The sequence below is a fragment of the Actinomadura rubrisoli genome, from assembly GCF_004349215.1.
In the GTDB taxonomy this organism is placed as follows: Bacteria; Actinomycetota; Actinomycetes; order Streptosporangiales; family Streptosporangiaceae; genus Spirillospora; species Spirillospora rubrisoli.
On the sequence record NZ_SMKU01000150.1, the window covers coordinates 1 to 22,360 of the forward strand.

Sequence of the window (22,360 nt, forward strand, 5' to 3'; positions counted from 1 at the left end):
ACCCCCTTGATCCCCCTTGATCCCCCTTGCCGTCCCCTTTTGGCTGACCGGATTGTTCACCACGTTGTTGATCAGAGTCAAGCGCCCCGGCGCTGAACAATCCCGCCGCCCTACAACGGGATCACGGCACGGGAGTGCACAATCCGAAAGGGGAACCACCGATGAAAAACGCTCTGAAGCGTTCCGTCGCCGCCTCGGCGGTACTGGCCGCGCTGGCCGGCGGCGGCCTGAGCGCCGCACCGGTCGCGACGGCGGCGCCGGGCGCGACCCTGGTCCGCGCCAACGTCTTCTTCCACACCAACAACGAGGACAAGGACCACGACACCAACGTCCTGGTGATCGTGCGAGACGGCAACGGGACCGACTCCGCGTTCATCCAGAACGACTTCGGGCACTTCAACGACAACAGCAACGCCGGCCCGTTCACGATGGAACTGAGGAATCCAGGTCTATGGCAGTCGATCCGGAGCGGCACCACCCTGATCAGGATCGGCCCGAACGGCAACGACACGTGGCGGTTCAACATGCATGTCGACCTGCTGTTCTCGGACGGCTCGCACCTGGTCACCGACGCCAACGGCATCGAACTGGACGAGGACCGCAACCAGCAGACCTTCGGCATCCACTGAACCGGGTATGCCGAGTTCCGCGGCTCTAGCCGAATCCTGAGCCGGTTCGCCTGAGCTGGTTCATCGCACGCGGGCCCCTTCATTCACCATATGAGGGGGCCCGCACCCAATGAATTGACTAGGGCACCGCCGGGTTCAGGACGTGCCGACCAGGCGGCACGTCATCCCCCGGGGAGTCAGGGTCGACGGGCCGAAGTGCGGTGTGATCTGGTCGAGGCCGGGCACTTCGAGGCGCTGGTGGGCGGCGACGTGCGCGGCGGTCAGGACGAGGACGGCAATGCCCAGGTGGGTGCCGAGGCAGCCGCGCGGGCCGGAGGCGAACGGGAGGTAGGCGTTCGGCGCGTGCGGGGGTTTCGCCTTCAGCCAGCGCTCGGGGTCGAACCGGTCGGGCGCGTCCCACCAGCGCGGGTCGTGGTGCAGCAGGTAGGGGCTGAACATGACGGCGGTGCCGGCGGGGACCTCGAAGCCGCCGAGGTCGAGGCCGGTGATGGCGTCCCTGCCCAGCAGCCAGGCGGGCGGGTAGACCCGGAGCACTTCGTGGACGAAGGCGTGGGTGTACGGGAGGGCCTGTTCCGGGTGGCGCGCGATCTCGTCCGCGGTCGCGGCGGTGACCTCGGACCGGACGCGTTCGGCGGCGGCCGGATGGGCGGCCAGGCAGTACAGCAGCCAGCACCACACGGCGCCCATGGTCCCGATGGCCCCGAGGAAGGTGAACCCGATCGCGCCCATGGCGATGTCCCGGGGAGCGGGCTCCGGCTGGGCGAGGATGTGCTCCAGCAGCGTGCCGGGACGGTCGTCGCCGTGCTCGGCGCGACCGGGGGCCAGCATCGGGCCGATCTCGTCGCGGACTCGCTGGTCGGCCGCCCGGACCCGGCGGCGCAGGCGGCTGGGCATCCAGCTCGGCACGCGGACGGCGGCCTCGCCCGCGCGCAGCGACGCGTCGAAGGACCCGAGGAGGGCGGTCACCAGCTCGGGCGCGGGGCCCGGGACGTAGAGCGGGAGCAGGGCGCGCACGCAGATCGCCCAGGCCCTCTCGGACGGGTCGAACAGGACGCCGTCCAGCGCGTTCAGGTCGTCCGCCAGGGCCTGCCGCACGGCGGGCAGCCGCGACGGCAGCGTGGCCGGCCGGAAGATCGGCAGCGCCAGCCGGCGCGCCCGCATCCAGCGCCGCGTCTGTTCCGGCGTGGGGAACCTGCCGCCGTCGAGCGGGTTGGCGTTGGGCACGGAATCGCTGTTGGTGCGGGCCAGTACCCGCTGGATCAGCTCCGGATCGCTGATCACGACCACGCCGGTATCGAAGCGGAACACATCTCCGTACTCCCGCCGGCATGCGGTGAGAAATCCGATCGGATCGGCGTCGTAGGCCGCCAGATGGCGCGCGAAAACGCCGCCACGAGGGCCGGGAAGTGTCATATCCGGACGCTTGAACATCTCAGCCACAGGTCTTTCGCCGGTCCTCATGCCCCGAACGCGCGTGGTCCTGGAAAAGGGTGCGGTGCCGGGGGCGTCGCGCCGCCGGCACCGCGGTCGGCACGCTTCTAGCGGAGCCGGTAGACGATGTAGCGACCCTTCATCTGTGCCCGGTGCATGCCGAACGCGCGCTTGACCAGCCTTGTCATGCCTGGCACACCTCTCTCTCACACCACTTCGCGGGCGCGATGTGGTTGTCGCTTCATCTATGCACACATTTCCGGGCCAGGCAACGGTGGCGGCGGTCGGTTCCCGCCAATTCCGCCGATTCGCGCGGCCCCAAAACGGTGCGCGAACTCCGCACCCCGCACTATGACCTTTGGACAATTCCAATGACGTGCCGTCGCCGATGTGGAGGGGATGGGCATCTCCCGGTCCGCAGCGGCGGGCATGCCCGCTCACGGGGCGGACGGCACGGCCTCCAGGAGGACGCATTCGCCCTCGGCCGGGACGACGCGCGACAGGCGCAGCCCCGCGCGGCCGAGCAGCCCTTCGAAATCGGGGCGGGTGCGCTGGCGACCACCGGGGGTCATCACCAGCATCGTCAGGTCGGTCCACGCCGCGAGCGCGGAACCGTCGCCGTCGGACTCGTCCGGGAGTACCCATTCGGCCAGGACCACACGGCCGCCGCCGCGCATGGCGGCCCGGCAGTTGGCGAGGATCCGTGCGGCACGGTCATCGTCCCAGTCATGGATGACGTTGGCGAGCAGATAGACGTCACCGCCGGACGGCACGGAATCGAAGAAGTCCCCTCCCACGCACCGGCAGCGGCCGTCCAGGCCCTGTTCGACGAGCGGCGGCTCGGCGGCGGCGACCACGTGGGGCAGGTCGTAGAGCACTCCGCGCACTCCCGGGTTCGCGGTGAGGATCGCCGACAGCAGCGCGCCGCTCCCGCCGCCGACGTCCACGACCGTCCCGGAGTGCCCGAAGTTGTACGCCCGGACGACCGGGGCGACGAGCCGGGCGGCGGAGGCGGCCATCATCGCGTCGAACGCCCGGGCATCGCCCGGATTGTGGCCGAAGTGCTCGAACATGGTACGCCCGTGCAGCGCTTCGAACGCGGGCTCGCCCGTGCGCACGCTGTCGGGCAGCCGCGTCCAGGCGTCCCGGTAGAGCGGCCGGCCGACGGCCAGCGCCCAGTCGCGGATCGAGCCCGGCACACCGGTCCGGAGGAGGTCACCGAGGGGCGCGAGCGCGAAGCGCCGCCCGTCGAGCTCCTCGAAGACCTCGGCCGTGGCCAGCGCGCGCATCAGGCGATACAGCGCCGGCCCGTCCGCACCGACCGCGGCGGCGAGCTCGTCGACCGGGCGCGGACCCGCCGCCAGCTCGTCGGCGACGCCGAAGCGGGCCGCCGTGTGAACGGCTTGGACCAGGCCCGCCCCGATGGCCAGCTGGATCACCCGCGTGGAGACCGGGACCGGCGACGGCTCAGGCACGGTTCGCTCCTCCTACGACTCGGTCCTCGGCCTCTTCAACGGGCGCCGCGTGGCTCCAGCCAACGCGCGGGAGCGCCGGAGTGTCAATCACCGCGAACGCACGCCGGCCCACCGCACACCCGGATCGGCGAGCACGCCAAGAATGCCCGCCGCGCAGAACCGCCAATGCCGACCCGGTCCTTCCTCCTCCGCCTTGCGAGGCCGGTACTGGACGGCCGCCGCGACGCCGCCGCCCTGCCGTTGTCCGAAGCGGAACGCCGGGAGCCCCGCCGCACCGGCTTCCTGACCGGATTTCACAAGGGGGCGTTTTCCCAAGTCAACAACGCCGCAGGGCGCCGTCGTCCTTTGTCACTGGCCTTTCCGAGACGGAGTGGACGGGCGGTGTGGGCGGCAGGTTTTGTAGGTACCCCACAATGCGGCGGCCCCGTCGTGTGCGATGCGAGGCATTGGTCTACAAGGCGGGGATCCAGCAAGGTAGGGAGGGTCAGGTGCAGGCGGCCTCCGGGACCCGGACGTCGCCTCCTGCGCACGGGGTACTTGGGGAGGCTCTGCCGGTGTTCAGCCGTGTCGCCATTGTCAACCGCGGAGAGGCCGCGATGCGGCTCATCCACGCCGTCCGGGATCTTTCGGCGGAAACCGGGGCGCGGATCGAGACGGTCGCCCTCTACACCGACGCCGACCGCAACGCGACCTTCGTCCGCGAGGCCGACGTCGCCTACTCGCTGGGCCCCGCCTCGGCCCGCCCCTACCTCGACCACGCCGTCCTGGAGCGGGCGCTGGTGGAGTCCGGGGCCGACGCCGCGTGGGTCGGCTGGGGGTTCGTCGCCGAGGACCCGGCGTTCGCCGAGCTGTGCGAGCGGATCGGCGTCACCTTCGTCGGACCGAGCGCCGAGGCGATGCGCCGGCTCGGCGACAAGATCGGCGCGAAGCTGATCGCCGAGGAGGTCGGCGTCCCGGTCGCGCCGTGGAGCCGCGGCGAGGTCGCCACCCTCGATGACGCGCTGCGCGCCGGGAACGAGATCGGCTACCCGCTGATGCTCAAGGCGTCCGCGGGCGGCGGCGGGCGCGGCATCCGCATGGTGGCCTCGGCCGAGGACCTCGCCGACGCCTACGAGCGCACCAGCCAGGAGGCGCTGCGCGCGTTCGGCTCCGGCGTGGTCTTCCTGGAGCGCCTGGTCACCGGCGCCCGGCACGTCGAGGTCCAGGTCATCGCCGACGGGCAGGGCACCGCGTGGGCGCTCGGCGTCCGGGACTGCTCGGTGCAGCGGCGCAACCAGAAGATCATCGAGGAGTCCGCCTCCCCGGTCCTGGCCCCGGAGCAGGCCGCCGAGCTGAAGGCGTCGGCGGAGCGGCTCGCCGTCACCGTCGGCTATCGCGGCGCCTGCACCGTCGAGTTCCTGTACCACCCCGGCGACCGGCTGTTCGCCTTCCTGGAGGTCAACACCCGGCTCCAGGTCGAGCACCCGATCACCGAGATCACCACCGGCACCGACCTGGTCCGGCTCCAGCTGCACGTGGCGAGCGGCGGACGGCTGGAGGGGCCCCAGCCGGGCGAGATCGGCCACGCCGTGGAGGCCCGCCTCAACGCCGAGGACCCCGACCGCGACTTCGCGCCCGCCCCGGGCCGCATCGCGCGCCTGGTGCTGCCCGCCGGGCCCGGCATCCGCGTGGACACCGGCGTCAGCGAGGGTGACACCATCCCCGCCGACTTCGACTCGATGATCGCGAAGATCATCGCCTACGGCCGCGACCGCGAGCAGGCGCTGGGCCGGCTGCGCCGCGCGATGGCCGGGACGACGGTGATCATCGAGGGCGGCGCGACCAACAAGAGCTTCGTGCTCGACCTGCTCGACCAGCCCGAGGTGATCGACGCGAGCGCGGACACCGGCTGGATCGACCGCGTGCGCGCCGAGGGCCGCCTGGTCAGCCACCGGCACTCCGCGGTCGCGCTGGCCGCGGCCGCGATCGAGGCGTACCAGGACGAGGAGGAGATCAGCCGGAAGCGGCTGCTGGAGACCGCGCACGGCGGGCGCCCGCAGGTGCGGCACGACCCGGGCCGCCCGCTGGACCTCAAGCTCCGCGGCGTCGGCTACCGGGTGAGCGTGGCCCGGGTCGGGCCCGCGCGGTTCCGCGTCGGCGTCTCCGGCGGCGGCGACGTGCGTCCGGCGGATGTCGAGGTCGAGCGGTTCGACGCGCACAGCGGCCAGATCGCGGTCAACGGCCGCCGGTTCCGGCTGGTGTCGGCCGCGCACGGGCCGATCCACCTGGTCGAGGTCGACGGCGTCACGCACCGGATCAGCCGCGACGAGGGCGGCGTCATCCGCTCCCCCGCGCCCGCGCTGGTGGTGGCGACGCCGCTGTCGGTCGGCGACGAGGTCGAGTCGGGCGCGCCGATCCTGGTGCTGGAGAGCATGAAGATGGAGACGGTGCTGCGCGCGCCGTTCCGCGCCCGCGTCCGCGAGTGCCCGGTGTCGGTGGGCGGCCAGGTCGAGACCGGCGCGCCGGTGATGCGGCTGGAGCCGCTGCCCGACGGGGACGCCGGGGAGGCCGAGCCGGACGCCGAGACCGTCGAGATCGAACTGCCCGCCGAGCCCGCGGCGGCGTCCGCGGCCGACCGCGTCCAGCGCGGACTGCAGGACCTGCGCGGCCTGCTGCTCGGCTTCGACGCCGACCCGCACGAGCGCGGGCGGGCGCTGTCGGGCTACCTGGCCGCGCGCGCCGAGCTGGACGGGCTGCCGTTCGAGGGCGAGCTCGACCTGCTCACGGTGTTCGCCGACCTGTCCGAGCTGAGCCGCAACAAGCCGGGCAGCGAGCTCGACGTCGAGCCGGGCAGCCCGGTGCACAGCCCGCGCGAGTTCTTCCACAGCTACCTGCAGAGCCTCGACGCCGAGCGCGCCGGGCTCACCGAGGGCTTCCAGGCCAAGCTCGCCAGGGTGCTCGCCCACTACGGCGTCACCGGCCTGGACCACACGCCGGAGCTGGAGGACGCCGTCTTCCGGATCTTCCTGGCCCAGCAGCGGATGGGCACCGGCGTCGCGATCGTCTCGGAGCTGCTGCGCCAGTGGCCGGCCGGCGCGCCGCCGCGCGAGGGGCTCGGCGAGCGCGCCGGGCTCACCCTCGAACGCCTGGTCGAGGCCACGCAGGTGCGCTTCCCCGCGGTGTCCGACCTGGCCCGCGGCGTGGTGTTCCGCTGGTTCACCCAGCCGCTGCTGCGCCGCAACCGCGCCAAGGTCTACGCCGCGGTGCGCGACGAGCTGCGCTACCTCGACCACACCCCGGACGCGCCGGACCGCGCCGAGCGGATCCAGGCCATGGTGGCCGGCTCCGAGCCGCTCGTCCGGCTGATCGGGCAGCGGATCGGACGGGACGGGCGGGACCACTCGCCGCTGCTGGAGGTGCTGACCCGCCGCTACTACGGCAACCGCGGGCTATCGGAGGTCACCGCGCGGGAGGTGGCGGGCTGCCAGTTCGTCACCGCCGAGCACACCACCGCGGGCGGCGCGGGCGGCGCGCGGCGCGTGGTCGCCACCGCCGTCGACATCGCCGCCCTGCCCGACGCCATCGGCGCCGTCGGCGCGTTCGCCGGCGACGGGCACGAGCTGGTCGTCGACCTGTACGTCACGTGGGAGGACTGGCCGGACGCCGACGCGATGGCGACCCGGCTCGGACGGCTGCTCGCCGAGCAGCCGCCGCCCGCGGGCGTCCACCGGATCACCGCCACCGTCGTCGGCGCCGGCGGCGCGGTGATGCACCACCACTTCACGTTCCGGCCGGGCGACGCGGGCTTCGCCGAGGACCGGCTGATCCGCGGGCTGCACCCGCAGATGGCGCGGCGCCTGCAGTTGCAGCGGCTGCGCGAGTTCGACCTGACGCGGCTCCCGTCCGTGGACGAGGAGGTCTACCTGTTCAAGGCCGTGGCGCGCAGCAACCCGGCCGACGAGCGGCTCGTCGCGATGGGCCAGGTCCGCGACCTGACGCCGCTGCGCGAGGCCGATGGCAGGCTGGTCGCGCTGCCCGCGGTGGAGGACGTGCTCACCGCGTGCCTCGACGCGGTCCGCGGCATCCAGGCGCAGCGGCCCCAGAACAAGCGGCTCGACACCAACCGGATCCTGCTGTACGTCTGGCCGTCGACCGAGCTGTCCACGGACGATCTCAACACGCTCGTCCAGCGCGTCCTGCCGACCACCGCCGGCGCGGGGCTGGAGGAGGTCCAGCTCGTGGCCCGCCACCGCACCGCCACCGGCGAGCTGACCGAGATCTCCGTGCGGATCACCCTCGACCCGGGCCACGAGGCGCGCCTGCACGTCGGCGAGCCGTCGACCGAGCCGGTGCTGCCGCTGGACGACTACCGGCAGAAGGTGCTGCGCGCCGCCCGGCGCGGGAACGTCTACCCGTACGAGCTGAGCGACCTGCTCGCCGGGCCGGACGGCCGGTTCGTCGAGCACGACTTCGACGACGACGGCGCGCTCGTGCCGGTGGACCGGCCGAAGGGGAAGAACTCCGCGGCGATCGTGGCGGGCGTCGTCACGACGCCGACCGAGCGGCACCCCGAGGGCGTCACCCGCGTGGTGCTGCTCGGCGACCCGACCAAGGCGCTGGGCGCGCTGGCGGAGCCGGAGTGCTCGCGGGTGATCGCCGCGCTCGACCTCGCCGAGCGGACGGGCGTCCCGCTGGAGTGGTTCGCGCTGTCGGCGGGCGCGCGGATCTCGATGTCCTCGGGCACCGAGAACATGGACTGGGTCGCGGCCGCGCTCAAGCGGATCGTCACCTTCACCCAGGGCGGCGGCGAGATCAACATCGTGGTCGCCGGGATCACCGTCGGCGCCCAGCCGTACTGGAACGCCGAGGCGACGATGCTCATGCACACCAAGGGCATCCTGGTCATGACGCCGGACTCGGCGATGGTGCTCACCGGCAAGCAGGCCCTGGACTTCTCCGGCGGCGTGTCGGCCGAGGACAACTTCGGCATCGGCGGCTACGACCGCGTCATGGGGCCGAACGGCCAGGCGCAGTACTGGGCGCCCAGCCTGCCCGCCGCGCGCGACGTCCTGATGGCGCACTACGACCACACCTACGTGGTGCCCGGCGAGACGGGGCCGCGGAAGGCGGGCACGAGCGATCCGCTCGACCGCGACGTCTCCGGCTTCCCGCACGAGATCGCCGGAAGCGACTTCGCCACCGTCGGCGAGATCTTCTCCGCGGAGCACAACCCGGACCGCAAGAAGCCGTTCGACATCCGCACGGTGATGCGCGCCCTGTCCGACCAGGACCACCCGGTGCTGGAGCGCTGGGCGGGCATGGCCGACGCGGAGACGTCCGCGGTGCAGGACGCGCACATCGGCGGACGGCCGGTCTGCCTGATCGGGATCGAGTCGCGCTCGGTGCCGCGGCGCGGCTTCCCGCCCACCGACGGCCCGGACACCTACACCGCGGGCACGCTGTTCCCGCGCTCGTCGAAGAAGACCGCGCGCGCGATCAACGCGGCGTCCGGCAACCGTCCGCTGGTGGTATTGGCGAACCTGTCGGGGTTCGACGGCTCGCCGGAGTCGATGCGCAAGCTGCAACTGGAGTACGGCGCGGAGATCGGCCGGGCGATCGTCAACTTCGAGGGCCCGATCGTGTTCTGCGTGATCTCCCGCTACCACGGCGGCGCCTTCGTGGTGTTCTCCAAGGCGCTCAACCCGAACATGACCATCCTGGCGCTGGAGGGCTCGTTCGCCTCGGTGCTCGGCGGCGCCCCGGCCGCCGCCGTGGTGTTCACCGGCGAGGTGAACAACCGCACCGCGACCGACCCGCGGGTGACCAAGCTGAAGGCGCAGGTCTCCGAGACCAGCGGCGCCGAGCGGGCCGCGCTCAACGTCCAGCTCGCCGAGGTCCAGGCGTCGGTCCGGGCGGAGAAGCTCGCCCAGGTCGCCGCCGAGTTCGACCGGGTGCACAGCATCCAGCGCGCGGTCGAGGTCGGCTCGGTGGACGCGATCATCAGCGCCGCCGAGCTGCGCCCGCGGATCATCCGGGCCATCGAGGAGGGTCTGGCCCGCTGACGCTCCGGGCACGGGACGCTCCGGGCACGGGACACGCGACGGGCCCTCGGCCCCGCGGAGCTCACCGCTCCGCGGGGCCGGGGGCCCGTCCGGTCACGTCAGTCGAAGTAGTTCGGCTGGGACTGGGCGTTGAGCACGTCGAGCCTGACGCGCTTGGCCCGGTCGGTGCGCGGGTCCTGGATGTCGATGACGTCCAGGCCCTTCTGGATGTCATTGGAGTAGATGTAGCCGTTGTAGTAGTACGTGGACCACGTGCCGGCCAGGATCTGCAGGTTGTCCGACCACGGGCCGCGGTCGAGCCAGGCGATCTCCTGGGGGTGCCGGGAGTCGGTGAAGTCCATGATCGAGATGCCGCCCTGGTACCAGGACTGCACCATGATGTCCTTGCCCTTCACCGGGATCAGCGAGCCGTTGTGGGCGACGCAGTTCTCGCTGTCGGCGTTCTGCCGCGTGATCTTGTAGTAGCTGCGGAACTCCAGCTTGCGGTGCTTGCCCTTGCCGACGATGTCGTAGATGGCGTTGGCGCCCTTCTCCTGCCCGACCGTCGGGTTGCAGGTGGCCGCGGAGCCGCCGCCCAGCTCGTCCGTGAAGACGATCTTGTTGGCGCGGTTGTTGAACGTCGCCGAATGCCAGAACGCGAAGTTCCGGTCGTCGCGCACGCTGGTGATGGTGCGCGGCTTGAGCGGATCGGAGATGTCGAACAGCACGCCGTCGCCCATGCAGGCCCCGGCCATCAGGTCCTTGTCGGGGTAGGCGGTCAGGTCATGGCAGCCGGTGGTGGCGCTGGTGCGGTTGGGGAACGGCGTGTCCGGCGGGTCGCCGGGGTTGCCGCCGTCCGGGAACAGCACCGGCTCGGCCGCCACGCTCGCCGCGGCCGGGTTCCGCAGCGGGACCTTCACGATCGAGATGAGGTCGTGCGGAGTCCGGCAGTCGGGGTAGGTGTCGTTCGGGGAGTAGGACGAAACGTAGATGTAGGCCGTGCCCCGCTTGCCCGGGACGAGGGTGTTGGTGTGGGAGCCGCACTTGGTCTCGACGGCCTTGACGTAGCGCGGGTTGCGCACGTCGCTGATGTCGAAGATCTTGATGCCCTCCCACGCCGACTTCTCGGTCGCGGGCTTGGGCACGGCCTGGCACGAGTCGTCGCTCATCGAGCGGTCCGTCGACAGGAACAGCAGGTTTCCGGCGATGGACACGTCGTTCTGGGCGCCGGGGCAGTGCACGACCGTGACGACCTTCGGCGTCTTGGGCCGGCTGATGTCGTAGATCGTGAAGCCCTCATAGTTCCCGCCGAAGGCGTACCGGCCCTTGAAGGCCCAGTCCGAGCCGTACGCGGCGGGTGCGGCGAGCGGCCCCTGCTTGGGGATGTTCGCCAGATGGTGCAGGTTCGGGCTCTTGGCGATCACGTCGTCGCCCGGGACGCGATCGGCGGACGCCCCCGGGACGAGCACGGCCGACAGCACCAGCACGACGCCCGAGAGGGCGCCCAAGAGGGTCCTGCGTCTGGTATTTCGCCTGATGACTGGCGCCACCCCTGACTCCTTCGTCTCCATGACCCCCGTGAACAGGTTCTGCTGCCCCGGAGTATGGAGTGTTTTGGGGTTGGCGCATAGGTCTGGGATTATTTGTGGCGCTTTTACACAAAAGGGCCCTTTTGCTGAGCCCCGCTCCGCGGATACCGTCCGGGTGGCCGACGGGACACGGGAGGTTCGATGCGGTACCGGATCGCGGTGGCGGGCGCGGCGGTCGCGATGGCCGCCGGCGCCCTGGCGGGTTGCGGTGGCGGGGACGGGGACGGGGACGGGCGCGAGGCGGCCCCGGCGCGGCCCGTGGTGGTCCCGGGACGTCCGGGCGAGCCGAACAAGACCCGGGTCGCGGGGCCGCGCGAGGCCGCGCCGCCCACCGCGGCCGAGGTCGGGTTCGTGCGGATGATGATCCCGCACCACGCTCAGGCGCTGGAGATGTCCGCGCTGGCCCCGGGCCGGGCGTCCGACGGCCGGGTGCGGTCATTGGCCTCGCGAATCGACGCGGCGCAGCGGGTCGAGATCGCGGCGATGCGGTCGTGGCTGGAGCAGAACTCCGAGGCCGTCCTGAAGGCGCACGGCCGCGGCCACGGCGCGCGGCACTCCGGGATGCCGGGGATGGCCACGCCGGAGCAGCTCGGCCGGCTGCGGGACGCGCGCGCCGCCGCGTTCGACCGGCTCTACCTGACGCTGATGATCGCCCACCACCAGGGCGCGGTCACCATGGCCAAGGACGTCCTGGACAAGGGCACCGACGTCACCGTCCAGGAGATGGCCCGCGACGTCCAATCCACCCAGCTGGCCGAGATCGGCCGCATGCGGGGGCTGCTCGGCTGACCGCTGGCCGCCGGGCTGAGACGGCGCCGATCAGGAGGCGGCGGGGAGCAGCGGGCGGACGGCGGTGGCGATGAGTTCGAGGTGGGCCAGGTCGGCGAGGTCGAGAAGCTTGAGGTAGACGCGTTGGACGCCCAGGGCGGCGTAGGCGGCGATGCGGTCGCCGACCTCGGCGGGCGACCCGATGAGGGCGCGGTCGGCCAGGTCCTCGGGGCTCCGGGCGCTGCGCGACAGCCGATCGGCGACCTCGTGGCGGGTCGTGCCCACACAGGCCAGGAGCATGACCGAGAGCCTGATCTCGGCGGGATCCCGGCCGAGGGCCGCGGCGCTGTCCCTGAGGAGCCGGATCCGTTCGGCGGTCTCCGGTACCGGGAGGGACGGCACATCGAACTCGTCGGCGTACCGGGCGGCCAGGCCGGGCGTCCGGCGCAGGCCGCGCCCGCCGAGGACGAGGTTCGGGGGCGTGCCGGGCCGCGGGAGCGCGGGGCAGTCGCGCAGCCGGTAGTGGTCACCGGCGAAGCTGAACGTCCCCGCGCCGTGGAAGAAGCTCCGCAGGATCCGCACCTGCTCTTCGAGCCGGGAGAAGCGCTCCGCGCGGGAGGGGAAGGGGATCGCGTGGGCGTGGTGCTCGGCCGGGTACCACCCGGCGCCCAGCCCGGCGTCGACCCGGCCCCCGGACATCACGGCGACCTGTGCGATCTGGACGGCCAGGAGACCGGGCGGGCGGAACGTGGCCGCGGTCATCAGGGAGCCGAGCCGGATCCGGCCGGTCTCCCGGGCGAGCGCCGCGAGGGTGAGCCAGCAGTCCAGGGGCCCCGGCGATCCGTCCCCCGATGACACGCCGGGGAGGCGCGCCAGGTGGTCGCTGCAGAAGAACCCCTCGAAGCCGAGGTCCTCGGCCGCGCGGGCGAGCCGGGACACCTCGTCGTAGGACGAGCCCTGCTGGGTCTCGGCGAGGACGCAGAGTTCCACGTGTCACAGCCGGATCAGCGCGCGCAGCCAGGGGATCTCCTCGCGGGCGTGCCGCCAGAACAGGTCCTCGAAGAGGTAGTGCGCGGCGAGCATCCGCCACTCGCCCCACCGGTGGGCGGCCTCGGCGAGGATCTTCTCGGCGGGGACGCGCTCCTCGTCGAACAGCAGACGTGAGTAGATCTTCTGCTCCCAGGGCGGGAGCGTGTCGAAGGCGTCGTAGTGGTGGAACACCTCGAACAGGAGATAGGACACCGACGCGGGCCCGACACCGTAGATCTGGAGCAGGCGCCGGCGCCTTTCGGAAGGCGGGAGGGCCCGGATCGCGGTCTCGTCGACCGTCCCGGCCTCGAAGGCCTCGGCGATGCGGTGAAGGGTCTTCGCGCGGTAGCCGAGCTTGAGCTCGCGCAGACGTTGTTCACCCGCTCCGGCCACGGCGCCGGGCCGCCAGAACGCGAACAGTTCGCGGCCGTCGAAGGCGACGCGGGTCCCGAACTCCTCGAAGAGCGCGGCCAGCATCTGCGCGCTCCGGCGCACCGTCGTGTTCTGGAGGACGACCGCGACCGCCAGGAACTCATAGAGGGAATAGCTGGAGCTCACCCTCATTCCGGCCCAGCGGCCGATGGCCGCGCCAAGGACCGGCTCACCGGCGAGGCCGTCGACGAACGGCCTGAGATCGGCGTCCAGGTCGAACCGGGCGGTCAGTTCCGCGACGACGCCGTCGAGAACGCTTTCCGGCAGCCGGTGCCCGGAATAGACGGTGAGCTCTATCTCCGGGTTCTCGCCGGTTCCACCGGTCGTCATGCGGATGCCCAGGACCTCGCCGTCCCAGGTCAGGGTCTGCCAGTACTTTCCCGGCTCGTGGTGGCGAAAGGGGACGGGAAAATGGGACGACTTCCGGAATGTGCCGTCAAAATGGAAGGGCTGCGCCGGGCGCAGGGTGATGATTTCAGAATGTGTCAGATTGATCGCCAACTTGACGGCAGCCTCTTCTTCCTGTTTCCATTGCGGCCACGCTTCCACGTCGCCATGTTTCGCACAAGGAGAGCACATGCGGGCATTTATCGTGATCGAGAGCCTGACCGACGCCGACGTTCTGGAGCGCCTGCCCGGCACCCTCGACCGGCGCTACCCGTTCACGCTCAACGACGGCCCGGTCGAACTCGCCGAACTCGACGTCGCCGACGAGGACGCGCTCGCGTTCGCCCGGATCCTCGCCGAGAACCTGCTGCCGACGCGGTACTACGGCCACCTGGTCGGCGGCGACTCGATGATCGTCGCGTTCCCGCACGTGATCGCGCTGGTCGATCGGCGCGACGCGGAGAGCGTGGCGCGGGCGCAGCAGGTCGGCGCGCTGTTCGACATTCCCGCCGTCCAGTTGCAGGTGGCCAGGATGTTCGAGGTCGACCATCCGGACCTGGACACCCCCTCGGCCTGATTGGACGTTCCAAGAACGCTGGTCAAACGCGTCTTTCACGGCAAAAACGCATGATTTATTGACTCCCCCGATCGGAGGTTCATACTAATCCTACTGGCTTAGTGGACATGCCGCACGCTGGAGGCGCGGATCACTCATGACCCTCTCCTCGGGCGGCTTACAGCCGACGGAACATTCCCTTCACCAGCGCGTCCAGGCGCTGTGGCGCCGGACGCTGCACGTGCCGGAGGCCCGCCCCGACGACGACTTCTTCGGCGCCGGCGGGCACTCCCTCGCGGCCGTCCATCTTGCCGCCGGAATAGCGGAGGCCGCCTCGGTCGAGGTCACATTCCAGGACATCGTCGAGAACCCCCGGCTCGGGCAACTCCTCGGACTGCTCGAACGGCGAGGAGCGGGACGGCCCCGTCCCGCGCCCCCTACGCCCGTAACCGACAATGGCGGTCTATCGCTGGTGCAGGAGGCGCGATTCGCCCGGGCCACCCGGTGGCACGACGGCGAACCGCCGCCTCACGAGAACTACGTGACACTCGTGCGTCTCCAGGGCGCCCTCGACCACGCCGTCCTCGCCCGCGCCCTGGAGATCGTCGTCGCGCGGCATCCCATCCTGCTGTCGCGGTTCGCCCGCCGGGACGGCCGGACCGTGCGATGGACCGCGACCGACGACGGCTCCCCGCTGGAGATCGCCGACGGAACGGTCCGGGCCCAGTTGCGGCGCCGGCTGGACGTGACCGGCGGGCCCGTGTCGCGGACGGTGCTGCTCCCCCGGGGCCGCGACCGCCATCTCCTCGTGTGGCTCACCCACGCGATCGTCCACGACGGCTGGTGGTCCCGGCGGATCCTCCTGCGGGAACTCGCCTCCGTCCACCGCGACCTCGCCCTCGGCCGGACGCCCGTGCCGCGCCCGGCGGACACGGCCTTCACGGACTTCGCCGGCCGGCAGCGGGCGCGGCTGACCGGCGAGCGGCTCGACGCGCTCCTCGATTTCTGGGACGCCAGGCTCGACGGCCTCGGACCCGTGCCGCCGTTCGGGCCCAAGGCGCCGTCCCGGCCCGTGCCTCCGTCCGGGCCCGAGGCGCCGTCGCGGACCGAGGCGCCGTCCCGGCCCGTGCCGCCGTCCCGGACCGAGACCGGGTCTCCGGCCGCACCGCGGGGCCGCCGTCTCACGGCCCGGCTGGACGCGGAGACGACGCGGTCACTCAGATCCGCCTGCGTCCGGGAGGGCACGACGCTGTTCGCGGTGGGCCTGTGCGCCCTGCGCGTCCTCCTGCACGCCTACTCCGGCGCGCGGAAGGTGGGCGTGCTCGCGCCGGTCGCGAACCGCGTGGTCCCCGGATCGCAGGACTCTGTCGGCCCGTACGCCCACCTCGCGGTCTTCGCCGGCACCGTCCGTCCCGAGGAGACGCTCCGCGAGTCCCTCGCCGGCACGCTCCGCGACGTCGCCGAGACCCTGGACCACGCCGAGATCCCGCACGATGAGCTCCTCGCCCGGTCGATGCCGGGAGCGGGCGCCGGGCCGTGGCCGGAACGGACCCTCGTCTTCACGGCGCGCACGTCCGCGCTCCGGCCCCTCGATCTGGGGCCGGTGACCGGGACGCTTCTCGAACCGCCGCCACCGGCGATGGAGAACCTGTCCCTCGTGCTGAGCGACGAAGGGACGACCGTCCGGCTGTCCGCCGAGTACGACGCGGCCTGGTTGCCCGCCCCCGCCGTCCGCGGCCTCCTCACCGATCTGGCGGGGGTACTGACCGCCGTGGCCGTGGAACCGGAGAGCGGGGTCGGGCGGCAGGCCGAGGCCGTGGCCCAGGGGAGCGGATGGCTCCGGTGGCGGTGAGCGAGCGGGAGTTCCGCCGGTACGCGGTCGCGCAGCAGGTCTCGGTCATCGGGCTGTGGATCCATTCCACGGCGCTGCCCTGGCTGGTCCTCGACCTGACCCGCTCCGCGGCGTGGATGGGCGTCGTGGTCGCCGTGCAGTTCGCGCCCATGCTGCTGGCGGGGCTGTACGGCGGGTTGATCGTGGACCGGTACGACCGCCGCCTGCTGCTGGCGGGCACCCAGATCCTGCCGATGGCCCTGTCCGCCGTCCTCGGGGTGTTCCTCCTCCTCGGCCGCCCCGGGCCCGCCGACCTGCTCGTCGTGGTGCTGGTGGCGCTCGGGTTCGGCGTGACGAACGTCGTGGACGACCCCGCGCGGAGCGCGCTGCTGCTCGATCTCGCGGGCAGGGAGGGCGTCCGGACCAAGGTCGTGGTCACCCCGCTCATCAACGACATCGCCCGGGCGGTGGGCCCGCTGATCGCGGGCGTGCTGATCCAGCTCGGCGGCATGTCCGCCTGCTTCCTGATCAACGCGGCCACCTATGTGCCGGTCCTCGCCGTCCTCGCCGGGCTGCGGGTCGCCCGGGGCGTCCGCCGGGCCTCCGGGGGCGGCCAGATCAGGGACGGGCTGCGCTACGCGGCCTCCGACGCGCGGCTGCGGGCGCCCCTCGTGATGATCACCATCGTGGGCACGCTGACGTTCGAGTTCGTCGTCACCTTCCCGATCCTCGTCCGGGAGACCCTCCGGGGCGGCCCGCTGCTGGTGAGCGGGCTCTTCCTGATGTTCTCGATCGGCTCGGTCCTGGCCGCGCTCACCCGGCGCCGGTGGACCGGGGGCCCGCCGCGGCGCCTCGCCGCCGCCGCGCTGGCGTTCGGCGCGGCGGTCATGCTGTTCGCGCTCTCGTGGGCGCCGGGCGCCGCGCTGGTGCTCGTCGTGGGCGTCGGCGCCACGAGCGTCGTGTTCCTCACCCTGGGGATCGCCCACGTCCAGCAGCAGGCCGCACCGGCGTACATCGGCCGGGTGATGGCGCTGTGGGGCATCGGGTTCAACGGCACGACCGCGCTCGGCAGCCCGGTCGTCGGCTGGGTCGGAGAGCACCACGGGGGCCGCTGGCCCCTGCTGGTCGGCGCCGCCGCGGCCGGGCTGGCCGGGCTCTACGGATGGATCCGGCTGGCCGCGCCCGCGCCGGCCGCGAGAGTGAGGATGGACGGCCTTGGCTGATCTCACGGACGGGTTGTTCCCCGCTCTCCGGCAGGGCACGGCCTCCTTGGACGTCGGCGGGGAGCGCCTCGGCGGGGACGAGCTGCCGGCGGCCGTCGGCGGGGTGGCCCGGCAGGTCGCGGGCGCCTCCCGGGTGGCCGTGACCGCGTACCCGTCGCTCGGCACGGTGGTCGCGGTCGCCGGGATCCTGGCGGCGGGCGCCGCCGCGGTCCCGGTCGATCCGTCGTCGCCGCCCGGCGAGCGGGCCCACGTCCTGCGCGACAGCGACGCCGACCTCGTGCTCGACGGGATCGACCTGGGCGTTCGGGGCGACCTTCCCCCCGACCCGCCCGCCGACGACCGTCCCGCGCTCGTCCTGTACACCTCCGGCTCGACCGGGCCGCCCAAGGGCGCCGTGCTGCCGCGCCGCGCCATCGCCGCCAACCTCGACGCGCTGGCGGCGCTGTGGGAGTGGGGGCCGGCCGACGTCCTCGCCCACGCCCTGCCCTTCTTCCACGTGCACGGCCTGGTCTTCGGCGGTCTGGGCCCCCTGCGCCTCGGCTCGCCCCTGGTGCACACCGGCCCGTTCTTCCGGCCGGTCCCGCAGGCCACGCTCTACTTCGGCGTGCCCACGGGCTGGGCGTCGCTCGCGGACGAGCAGCTCCGCGAGCTGAGCCGGGCGCGGCTCCTGGTCTCCGGGGCGGGGGCGATCCCCCGCCGCCTGTTCGACCGCATCGAGGCCCTGGCCGGCCAGCGGGTCCTCAACCGCTACGCGATGACCGAGACGCTCGTCATCACCTCCCCGGGAGTCCACGACCCCCGCGATCCGGGCTCGGTGGGACGGCCCGTCCACGGCATGGACCTCAGGCTCACCGATCTCGACCGCGACGACGAGGGCGACTTCGGCCAGGTGGAGGTCCGGGGGCCCCACCTGTTCCTCGGCTACCTCTCCGGCGACCGGTCCTTCACCTCCGACGGCTGGTTCAGGACCGGCGACGTCGGACGGTGGGACGAGGCGGGCCGGCTCCGGCTGATCGGCCGGGCCGACCTCGACCTGATCAAGACCGGCGGCCACCGGGTGGGTGCCGGAGAGGTCGAGGACGCCCTGCTCTGCCACCCGGGCGTCGCCGAGGCGGCCGTGACCGGCGTCCCCGACGACCGTCTCGGCCAGCGGGTCTGCGCCTGGGCGGTGCCCTCGGTCCTGCCCTCCGCGGTGCCCTCGGCGCAGCTCACCGTCGCCGAACTCCACGCCCACCTGGCCGAGCGCCTGGCCCCCTACAAGCGTCCTCTCGAACTACGGCTGGTGGACCGCCTCCCCCGCAACCACCTAGGCAAGGTCCAGAAGAAGCGCTTGGCCGATCCCGGAAGGAACTAGCTCGTGGACGACGGAAAAGGCAGGCTTCCCCAATTCCGTGTCACCCTCAACGCCCGGTGTGGACGTGCGTGCTTCTTCTGCCGCCCCTCGGGAGAGGCCATCGCCACCGCGGCGGGAGCGGAGCTCGCCGTCGACGACCTGATCCGCACGGCCTCGGCCGTGCGCGCGCACGGCGTGGACGGCATCAAGCTCACGGGCGGCGATCCCGCCCTCTACGGGCCGCTGGAGGAGGCGGTCGGCCGGTTACGCACCGAGGCCGGGTTCACGAGCATCGAGCTGATCTCACGGCACCCCCTGATCGGCGACCGCGCGAAGGGCCTCGCGGAACTGGGCGTCACCGTCTTCAACATGAGCGTCGACACCCTGGACCCGGAGCTCCACCACGAGATCTGCGGAGTGGACGACCTTCCGGAGGTGCTCCACGCGCTCGGCCAATGCGTCGCGACCGGGGTCCCCACCAAGGTGAACACCGTCGTCATGAGCGGCGTCAACGACGCCGAGCTGCCGGGGCTCGTCGAGTACTGCGAGGACCTGGGCGTGCGCACGCTCAAGTTCCTGGACGTCATCAAGGACCTCGACGGCGGCACCGAGAGCTTCGCCCGCCGGCTGGCCATCAGGCGCGGCTCCACGCTCCCGGACCTCTACCTCCCGCTGGCCGAGCTCACCGCCCGGTTCAGGGCGCGGGCGTCGAGGGAGGAGACCCGCAGCCAGGGAGGTCTGGGGCATCCCATGACCGTGCTCGTCCTCGGCTCGGGGATGGAGCTCGTCGTCAAGGACAGCACCGCCGGCGCCTGGTACGGCGACATCTGCGGCGGCTGCCCCCTCTACCCCTGCCACGACGCCCTCATGGCCCTGCGGCTCACGGCCGACCTGCGCCTCCAGTTCTGCCTGCTGAGGGAGGACATCAGCATCCCGCTGGCCGACGGGCTCTCCGACGGGACCCTCGAAGAGCTGGTCGCCGGTGCCCTCGGCGAGTACGCCGGCGCGTCCTTCCGCACCCCCACGCCCCGCCTGGAGGTGCTGAAGTCATGACCGCGTTCCTGGGCCTGCCGGCACGGCGCCGGACCGTCATCCTGCTCTATCCCAAGGTCGACCACGAGAAGGACTACCTGTACTTCTGGATGCCCTTCTCGCTGCTCAGCGTCGCCAAGCCGCTCATCGACGACGGGATCGCCGACGTCGTCCTCTTCGACGGCAACCAGAACGACGCGCGGGCGTGGGAGCGCCTCCTGGACGAACGCCTCGATGACGCGGTCTGCATCGGCGTGAGCGTCATGACGGGCGGCGGCCAGATCGCGCACGCCCTCGACCTGGTGGGCCGGGCCAAGAGCCGTCCCAACTGCCCTCCCGTCGTCTTCGGCGGCCCGCACGTCAACGTCCTGGCCGAGCAGACCGCCGAGCACGAACTGGTCGACGCGGTCCTGGTGGGGCCCGGCCAGCGGTCGATGCCCGAGTTCGTCCGCGCCCTCCTCGGCGGGCAGCGCCTGGAAGAGGTCGCGGGCCTGATCATGCGCCGGCCGGACGGGCCGCTCCGGGGCCCGGACAACCCCCCGCGCACCGGCGTGATGGGCAAGTACCCCTGGCACCTGCTGAACATCGCCGACTACATCCGCGACGATCCGACCGTCGCGCCCCGGACGCTCAACTACATCTCCTCCCAGGGCTGCGTCTACAAGTGCCAGTTCTGCTACGAGCTCACCTACCAGCGCAAATACAGCGCCATGGCCGCCCACGACATCGTCGAGGACGTCCTGGAGCTCCAGCGCGCCCACGGCATGAGCGGCGTGAAGTTCTACGACGCCGACTGGTTCGTGAACCTCAAGCGGGCGGCGGCCTTCTGCGACGAGATCATCGAACGCGGAATCGACCTGGCGTGGGCCGCCTCCATCAACCCCAACGACATCCGCAAGGCCCGCCGGTCCGGGCTGGACATCCTCACCAAGATCGCCGCCAGCGGCGGCAGCAGGCTGCTCATGGGCGTCGAGTCCGGCTCCGACCGGGTGCTGCGCGACGTGGTGCGCAAGGAGATCGACCGGGAAGGGATCCTCGACGTCGCGGCCGACATCGCCGATCACGGGATCCTCGGCTCCTACACCTTCATCATCGGGTTCCCGGGCGAGACCACCGCCGAGCAGGACGAGACGTACGACCTCATGGAGCGGCTCCGCGAGCTGACGCCGACCCCCGAGACCAGGGTCCACCTGTTCGCCCCCTACCCCGGCACCCCGCTCTACGCCGAGTCCCTGCGGCAGGGGTTCGAACCGCCCTCCTCCCTGGAGGGCTGGGCGCGCTACGACTACTACGAATCCCAGACTCCCTGGACGTCGGCGGCGATGGTCGAGCGCGCCCGGAGCGGCACCCGGATGAAGACCCGTCCGGCCGCCTCGGGATCCTGCCCATGACGGGACTGGCACTGCCGCGCCGCACGGCCAAGCCGCGGTCCCGGGGCCTGACCATGGTCATCGACAACGGCCTGCCCACCGCCCAGTTCACCGACTTCCTGTCCAGCTTCGCGGAGTACGTCGACCTGGTGAAGTTCGGCTGGGGAACGGCTCTGGTGACCCCCGACCTGCCGCGGAAGATCGAGGTCCTGGCCGCCCACGCCACCCCCTTCATGTTCGGGGGCACCCTGTTCGAGAAGTACATCGTCCAGGACCGCTTCGAGAGCTACCGCGACCTCTGCCGCCGGCACGGATGCCGGACGGTGGAGGTCTCCAACGGGACCATCGACCTCGACGACCTCGCCAAGGGCGGCTACATCGCCAAGCTCGCCGACGACTTCGAGGTCGTGGCCGAGGTCGGGTTCAAGGACCATCCGCGCTCGGAGCTGCTGTCGCCGAGCCAGTGGGTGCACAGCATCGGCTCCGACCTGGCCGCGGGCGCGAGCCGGGTCATCCTGGAGGCGCGGGAGAGCGGGTCGAGCGGCATCTGCCGCCCGAACGGCGAGCTGCGGTACGGCCTCATCGAGGACATCCTGCGCTCGGACCTCGACGTGAACCGCCTGATCTTCGAGGCGCCGACCAAGCGGCTCCAGACCCACTTCATCAAGCGGGTCGGCGCCGAGGTCAACCTGGGGAACATCGCCTTCTCCGGCGTCATCGCCCTGGAGACCCTCCGGCTCGGCCTGCGCGCCGACACCCTTCTCGACGCCGAAGGAGCGGACACGCGTGCGCACGTCACATGACACGTTCCATCTGGCGATCCCCGCCCGCGACCTGGACGAGACCGAGCAGTTCTACGTCCGACAGCTCGGATGCCACCTGGCCCGGCGCTACGCCGACCGCATCACCTTGAACTTCTTCGGCGACCAACTCGTCTGCCACCTGTCCCCCGACGAGCCGCGCCGCGAGCCCCGGCTCTACCCCCGCCACTTCGGCGTCACCTTCGCCCGCCGGGACGACTTCGACGCCCTCCTGAGGCTCGTCGAGATCCGCAAGGTTCCCCTCTTCCTGCCCCTGGCCACCCGCTTCAACGGCACCGTGGAGGAGCACCACACCATCGTCCTGCGCGACCCGACCGACAACCTCTTGGAGTTCAAGCACTACGAGGATCCCCGGATGATGTACTGACCGCCGCGGGTGATTTTTTACCGGCGGGTGGGTAATCACACTGTGATCAGTTTCCCCGCACCTCCCC

At 71.9% G+C, this 22,360-nt stretch carries 16 protein-coding genes; 11 read left to right on the plus strand and 5 right to left on the minus strand.

Annotation, left to right across the window (positions count from 1 at the left end; all coding sequences use genetic code 11):
* Positions 1 to 161: 161 nt before the first annotated feature.
* Positions 162 to 629, plus strand: coding sequence for a hypothetical protein (locus E1298_RS25520; RefSeq protein ID WP_131897519.1), 468 nt, complete (start codon positions 162 to 164; stop codon positions 627 to 629).
* A gap of 135 nt (positions 630 to 764) precedes the next feature.
* Here the strand turns inward: E1298_RS25520 and E1298_RS25525 are convergent, their stop codons facing one another.
* Together E1298_RS25525 and E1298_RS25530 are read right to left on the minus strand one after the other, a co-directional pair.
* Entirely contained in the window at positions 765 to 1,937 is a 1,173-nt protein-coding gene (locus tag E1298_RS25525; RefSeq protein ID WP_165975657.1) for a cytochrome P450, read from the minus strand.
* A 560-nt stretch (positions 1,938 to 2,497) separates the two neighbouring features.
* The gene (locus E1298_RS25530; RefSeq protein ID WP_131897523.1) at positions 2,498 to 3,535 is read right to left on the minus strand and encodes a methyltransferase; all 1,038 of its coding nucleotides are present in this window, start codon (positions 3,533 to 3,535) and stop codon (positions 2,498 to 2,500) included.
* A 554-nt stretch (positions 3,536 to 4,089) separates the two neighbouring features.
* Here E1298_RS25530 and E1298_RS25535 point away from each other — a divergent pair.
* Complete coding sequence (locus E1298_RS25535; RefSeq protein ID WP_131897525.1) at positions 4,090 to 9,576, plus strand: ATP-binding protein; 5,487 nt, start codon at positions 4,090 to 4,092, stop codon at positions 9,574 to 9,576.
* A gap of 98 nt (positions 9,577 to 9,674) precedes the next feature.
* Here E1298_RS25535 and E1298_RS25540 read toward each other — a convergent pair whose 3' ends face one another.
* Positions 9,675 to 11,063: an LVIVD repeat-containing protein gene (locus E1298_RS25540; protein ID WP_131897527.1), complete on the minus strand. Its 1,389-nt coding sequence runs from the start codon at positions 11,061 to 11,063 to the stop codon at positions 9,675 to 9,677.
* Between the two features lie 222 nt (positions 11,064 to 11,285).
* Between E1298_RS25540 and E1298_RS25545 the strand changes: the two genes are divergently transcribed.
* Complete coding sequence (locus E1298_RS25545) at positions 11,286 to 11,933, plus strand: DUF305 domain-containing protein (protein WP_131897529.1); 648 nt, start codon at positions 11,286 to 11,288, stop codon at positions 11,931 to 11,933.
* Between the two features lie 30 nt (positions 11,934 to 11,963).
* Here the strand turns inward: E1298_RS25545 and E1298_RS25550 are convergent, their stop codons facing one another.
* Together E1298_RS25550 and E1298_RS25555 are read right to left on the minus strand one after the other, a co-directional pair.
* Positions 11,964 to 12,902 carry an LLM class flavin-dependent oxidoreductase gene (locus E1298_RS25550; RefSeq protein ID WP_207944833.1) on the minus strand — a complete coding sequence of 313 codons (939 nt, stop codon included), beginning with the start codon at positions 12,900 to 12,902 and terminating at the stop codon, positions 11,964 to 11,966.
* 3 nt (positions 12,903 to 12,905) lie between these two features.
* Positions 12,906 to 13,874 carry a DNA-3-methyladenine glycosylase family protein gene (locus E1298_RS25555; RefSeq protein ID WP_207944834.1) on the minus strand — a complete coding sequence of 323 codons (969 nt, stop codon included), beginning with the start codon at positions 13,872 to 13,874 and terminating at the stop codon, positions 12,906 to 12,908.
* Between the two features lie 76 nt (positions 13,875 to 13,950).
* On the opposite strand from E1298_RS25555, the gene E1298_RS25560 reads away from it, so the two are divergent.
* The 8 genes from E1298_RS25560 (at position 13,951) to E1298_RS25595 (ending at position 22,293) form a co-directional block, all read left to right on the plus strand.
* The gene (locus E1298_RS25560) at positions 13,951 to 14,337 is read left to right on the plus strand and encodes a hypothetical protein (RefSeq protein WP_131897531.1); all 387 of its coding nucleotides are present in this window, start codon (positions 13,951 to 13,953) and stop codon (positions 14,335 to 14,337) included.
* 136 nt (positions 14,338 to 14,473) lie between these two features.
* On the plus strand, positions 14,474 to 16,168 hold the full coding sequence (locus E1298_RS25565; RefSeq protein WP_131897533.1) for a condensation domain-containing protein: 1,695 nt from the start codon (positions 14,474 to 14,476) through the stop codon (positions 16,166 to 16,168).
* Positions 16,150 to 17,370: an MFS transporter gene (locus E1298_RS25570; RefSeq protein ID WP_131897535.1), complete on the plus strand. Its 1,221-nt coding sequence runs from the start codon at positions 16,150 to 16,152 to the stop codon at positions 17,368 to 17,370. The genes E1298_RS25565 and E1298_RS25570 overlap by 19 nt, the downstream gene beginning before the upstream one ends.
* Positions 17,363 to 18,724 carry an AMP-binding protein gene (locus E1298_RS25575; protein WP_243725796.1) on the plus strand — a complete coding sequence of 454 codons (1,362 nt, stop codon included), beginning with the start codon at positions 17,363 to 17,365 and terminating at the stop codon, positions 18,722 to 18,724. The genes E1298_RS25570 and E1298_RS25575 overlap by 8 nt, the downstream gene beginning before the upstream one ends.
* Positions 18,725 to 18,727: 3 nt before the next feature.
* Positions 18,728 to 19,756 (plus strand): radical SAM protein, encoded by a 1,029-nt coding sequence (locus E1298_RS25580; protein WP_131897537.1) that lies wholly within the window; start codon positions 18,728 to 18,730, stop codon positions 19,754 to 19,756.
* On the plus strand, positions 19,753 to 21,126 hold the full coding sequence (locus tag E1298_RS25585; RefSeq protein ID WP_165975658.1) for a B12-binding domain-containing radical SAM protein: 1,374 nt from the start codon (positions 19,753 to 19,755) through the stop codon (positions 21,124 to 21,126). The genes E1298_RS25580 and E1298_RS25585 overlap by 4 nt, the downstream gene beginning before the upstream one ends.
* Entirely contained in the window at positions 21,123 to 21,908 is a 786-nt protein-coding gene (locus E1298_RS25590; RefSeq protein ID WP_131897541.1) for a phosphosulfolactate synthase, read from the plus strand. The genes E1298_RS25585 and E1298_RS25590 overlap by 4 nt, the downstream gene beginning before the upstream one ends.
* The gene (locus E1298_RS25595; protein ID WP_131897543.1) at positions 21,892 to 22,293 is read left to right on the plus strand and encodes a VOC family protein; all 402 of its coding nucleotides are present in this window, start codon (positions 21,892 to 21,894) and stop codon (positions 22,291 to 22,293) included. The genes E1298_RS25590 and E1298_RS25595 overlap by 17 nt, the downstream gene beginning before the upstream one ends.
* Positions 22,294 to 22,360 lie beyond the last annotated feature (67 nt).

Bases quoted from the DNA above. Each gene is read 5' to 3' on its own strand.
- E1298_RS25570 (WP_131897535.1), top strand. From the start codon at position 16,150: ATGGCTCCGGTGGCGGTGAGCGAGCGGGAGTTCCGCCGGTACGCGGTC.
- E1298_RS25590 (WP_131897541.1), top strand. From the start codon at position 21,123: ATGACGGGACTGGCACTGCCGCGCCGCACGGCCAAGCCGCGGTCCCGG.
- E1298_RS25520 (WP_131897519.1), top strand. From the start codon at position 162: ATGAAAAACGCTCTGAAGCGTTCCGTCGCCGCCTCGGCGGTACTGGCC.
- E1298_RS25585 (WP_165975658.1), top strand. From the start codon at position 19,753: ATGACCGCGTTCCTGGGCCTGCCGGCACGGCGCCGGACCGTCATCCTG.
- E1298_RS25565 (WP_131897533.1), top strand. From the start codon at position 14,474: ATGACCCTCTCCTCGGGCGGCTTACAGCCGACGGAACATTCCCTTCAC.
- E1298_RS25545 (WP_131897529.1), top strand. From the start codon at position 11,286: ATGCGGTACCGGATCGCGGTGGCGGGCGCGGCGGTCGCGATGGCCGCC.
- E1298_RS25560 (WP_131897531.1), top strand. From the start codon at position 13,951: ATGCGGGCATTTATCGTGATCGAGAGCCTGACCGACGCCGACGTTCTG.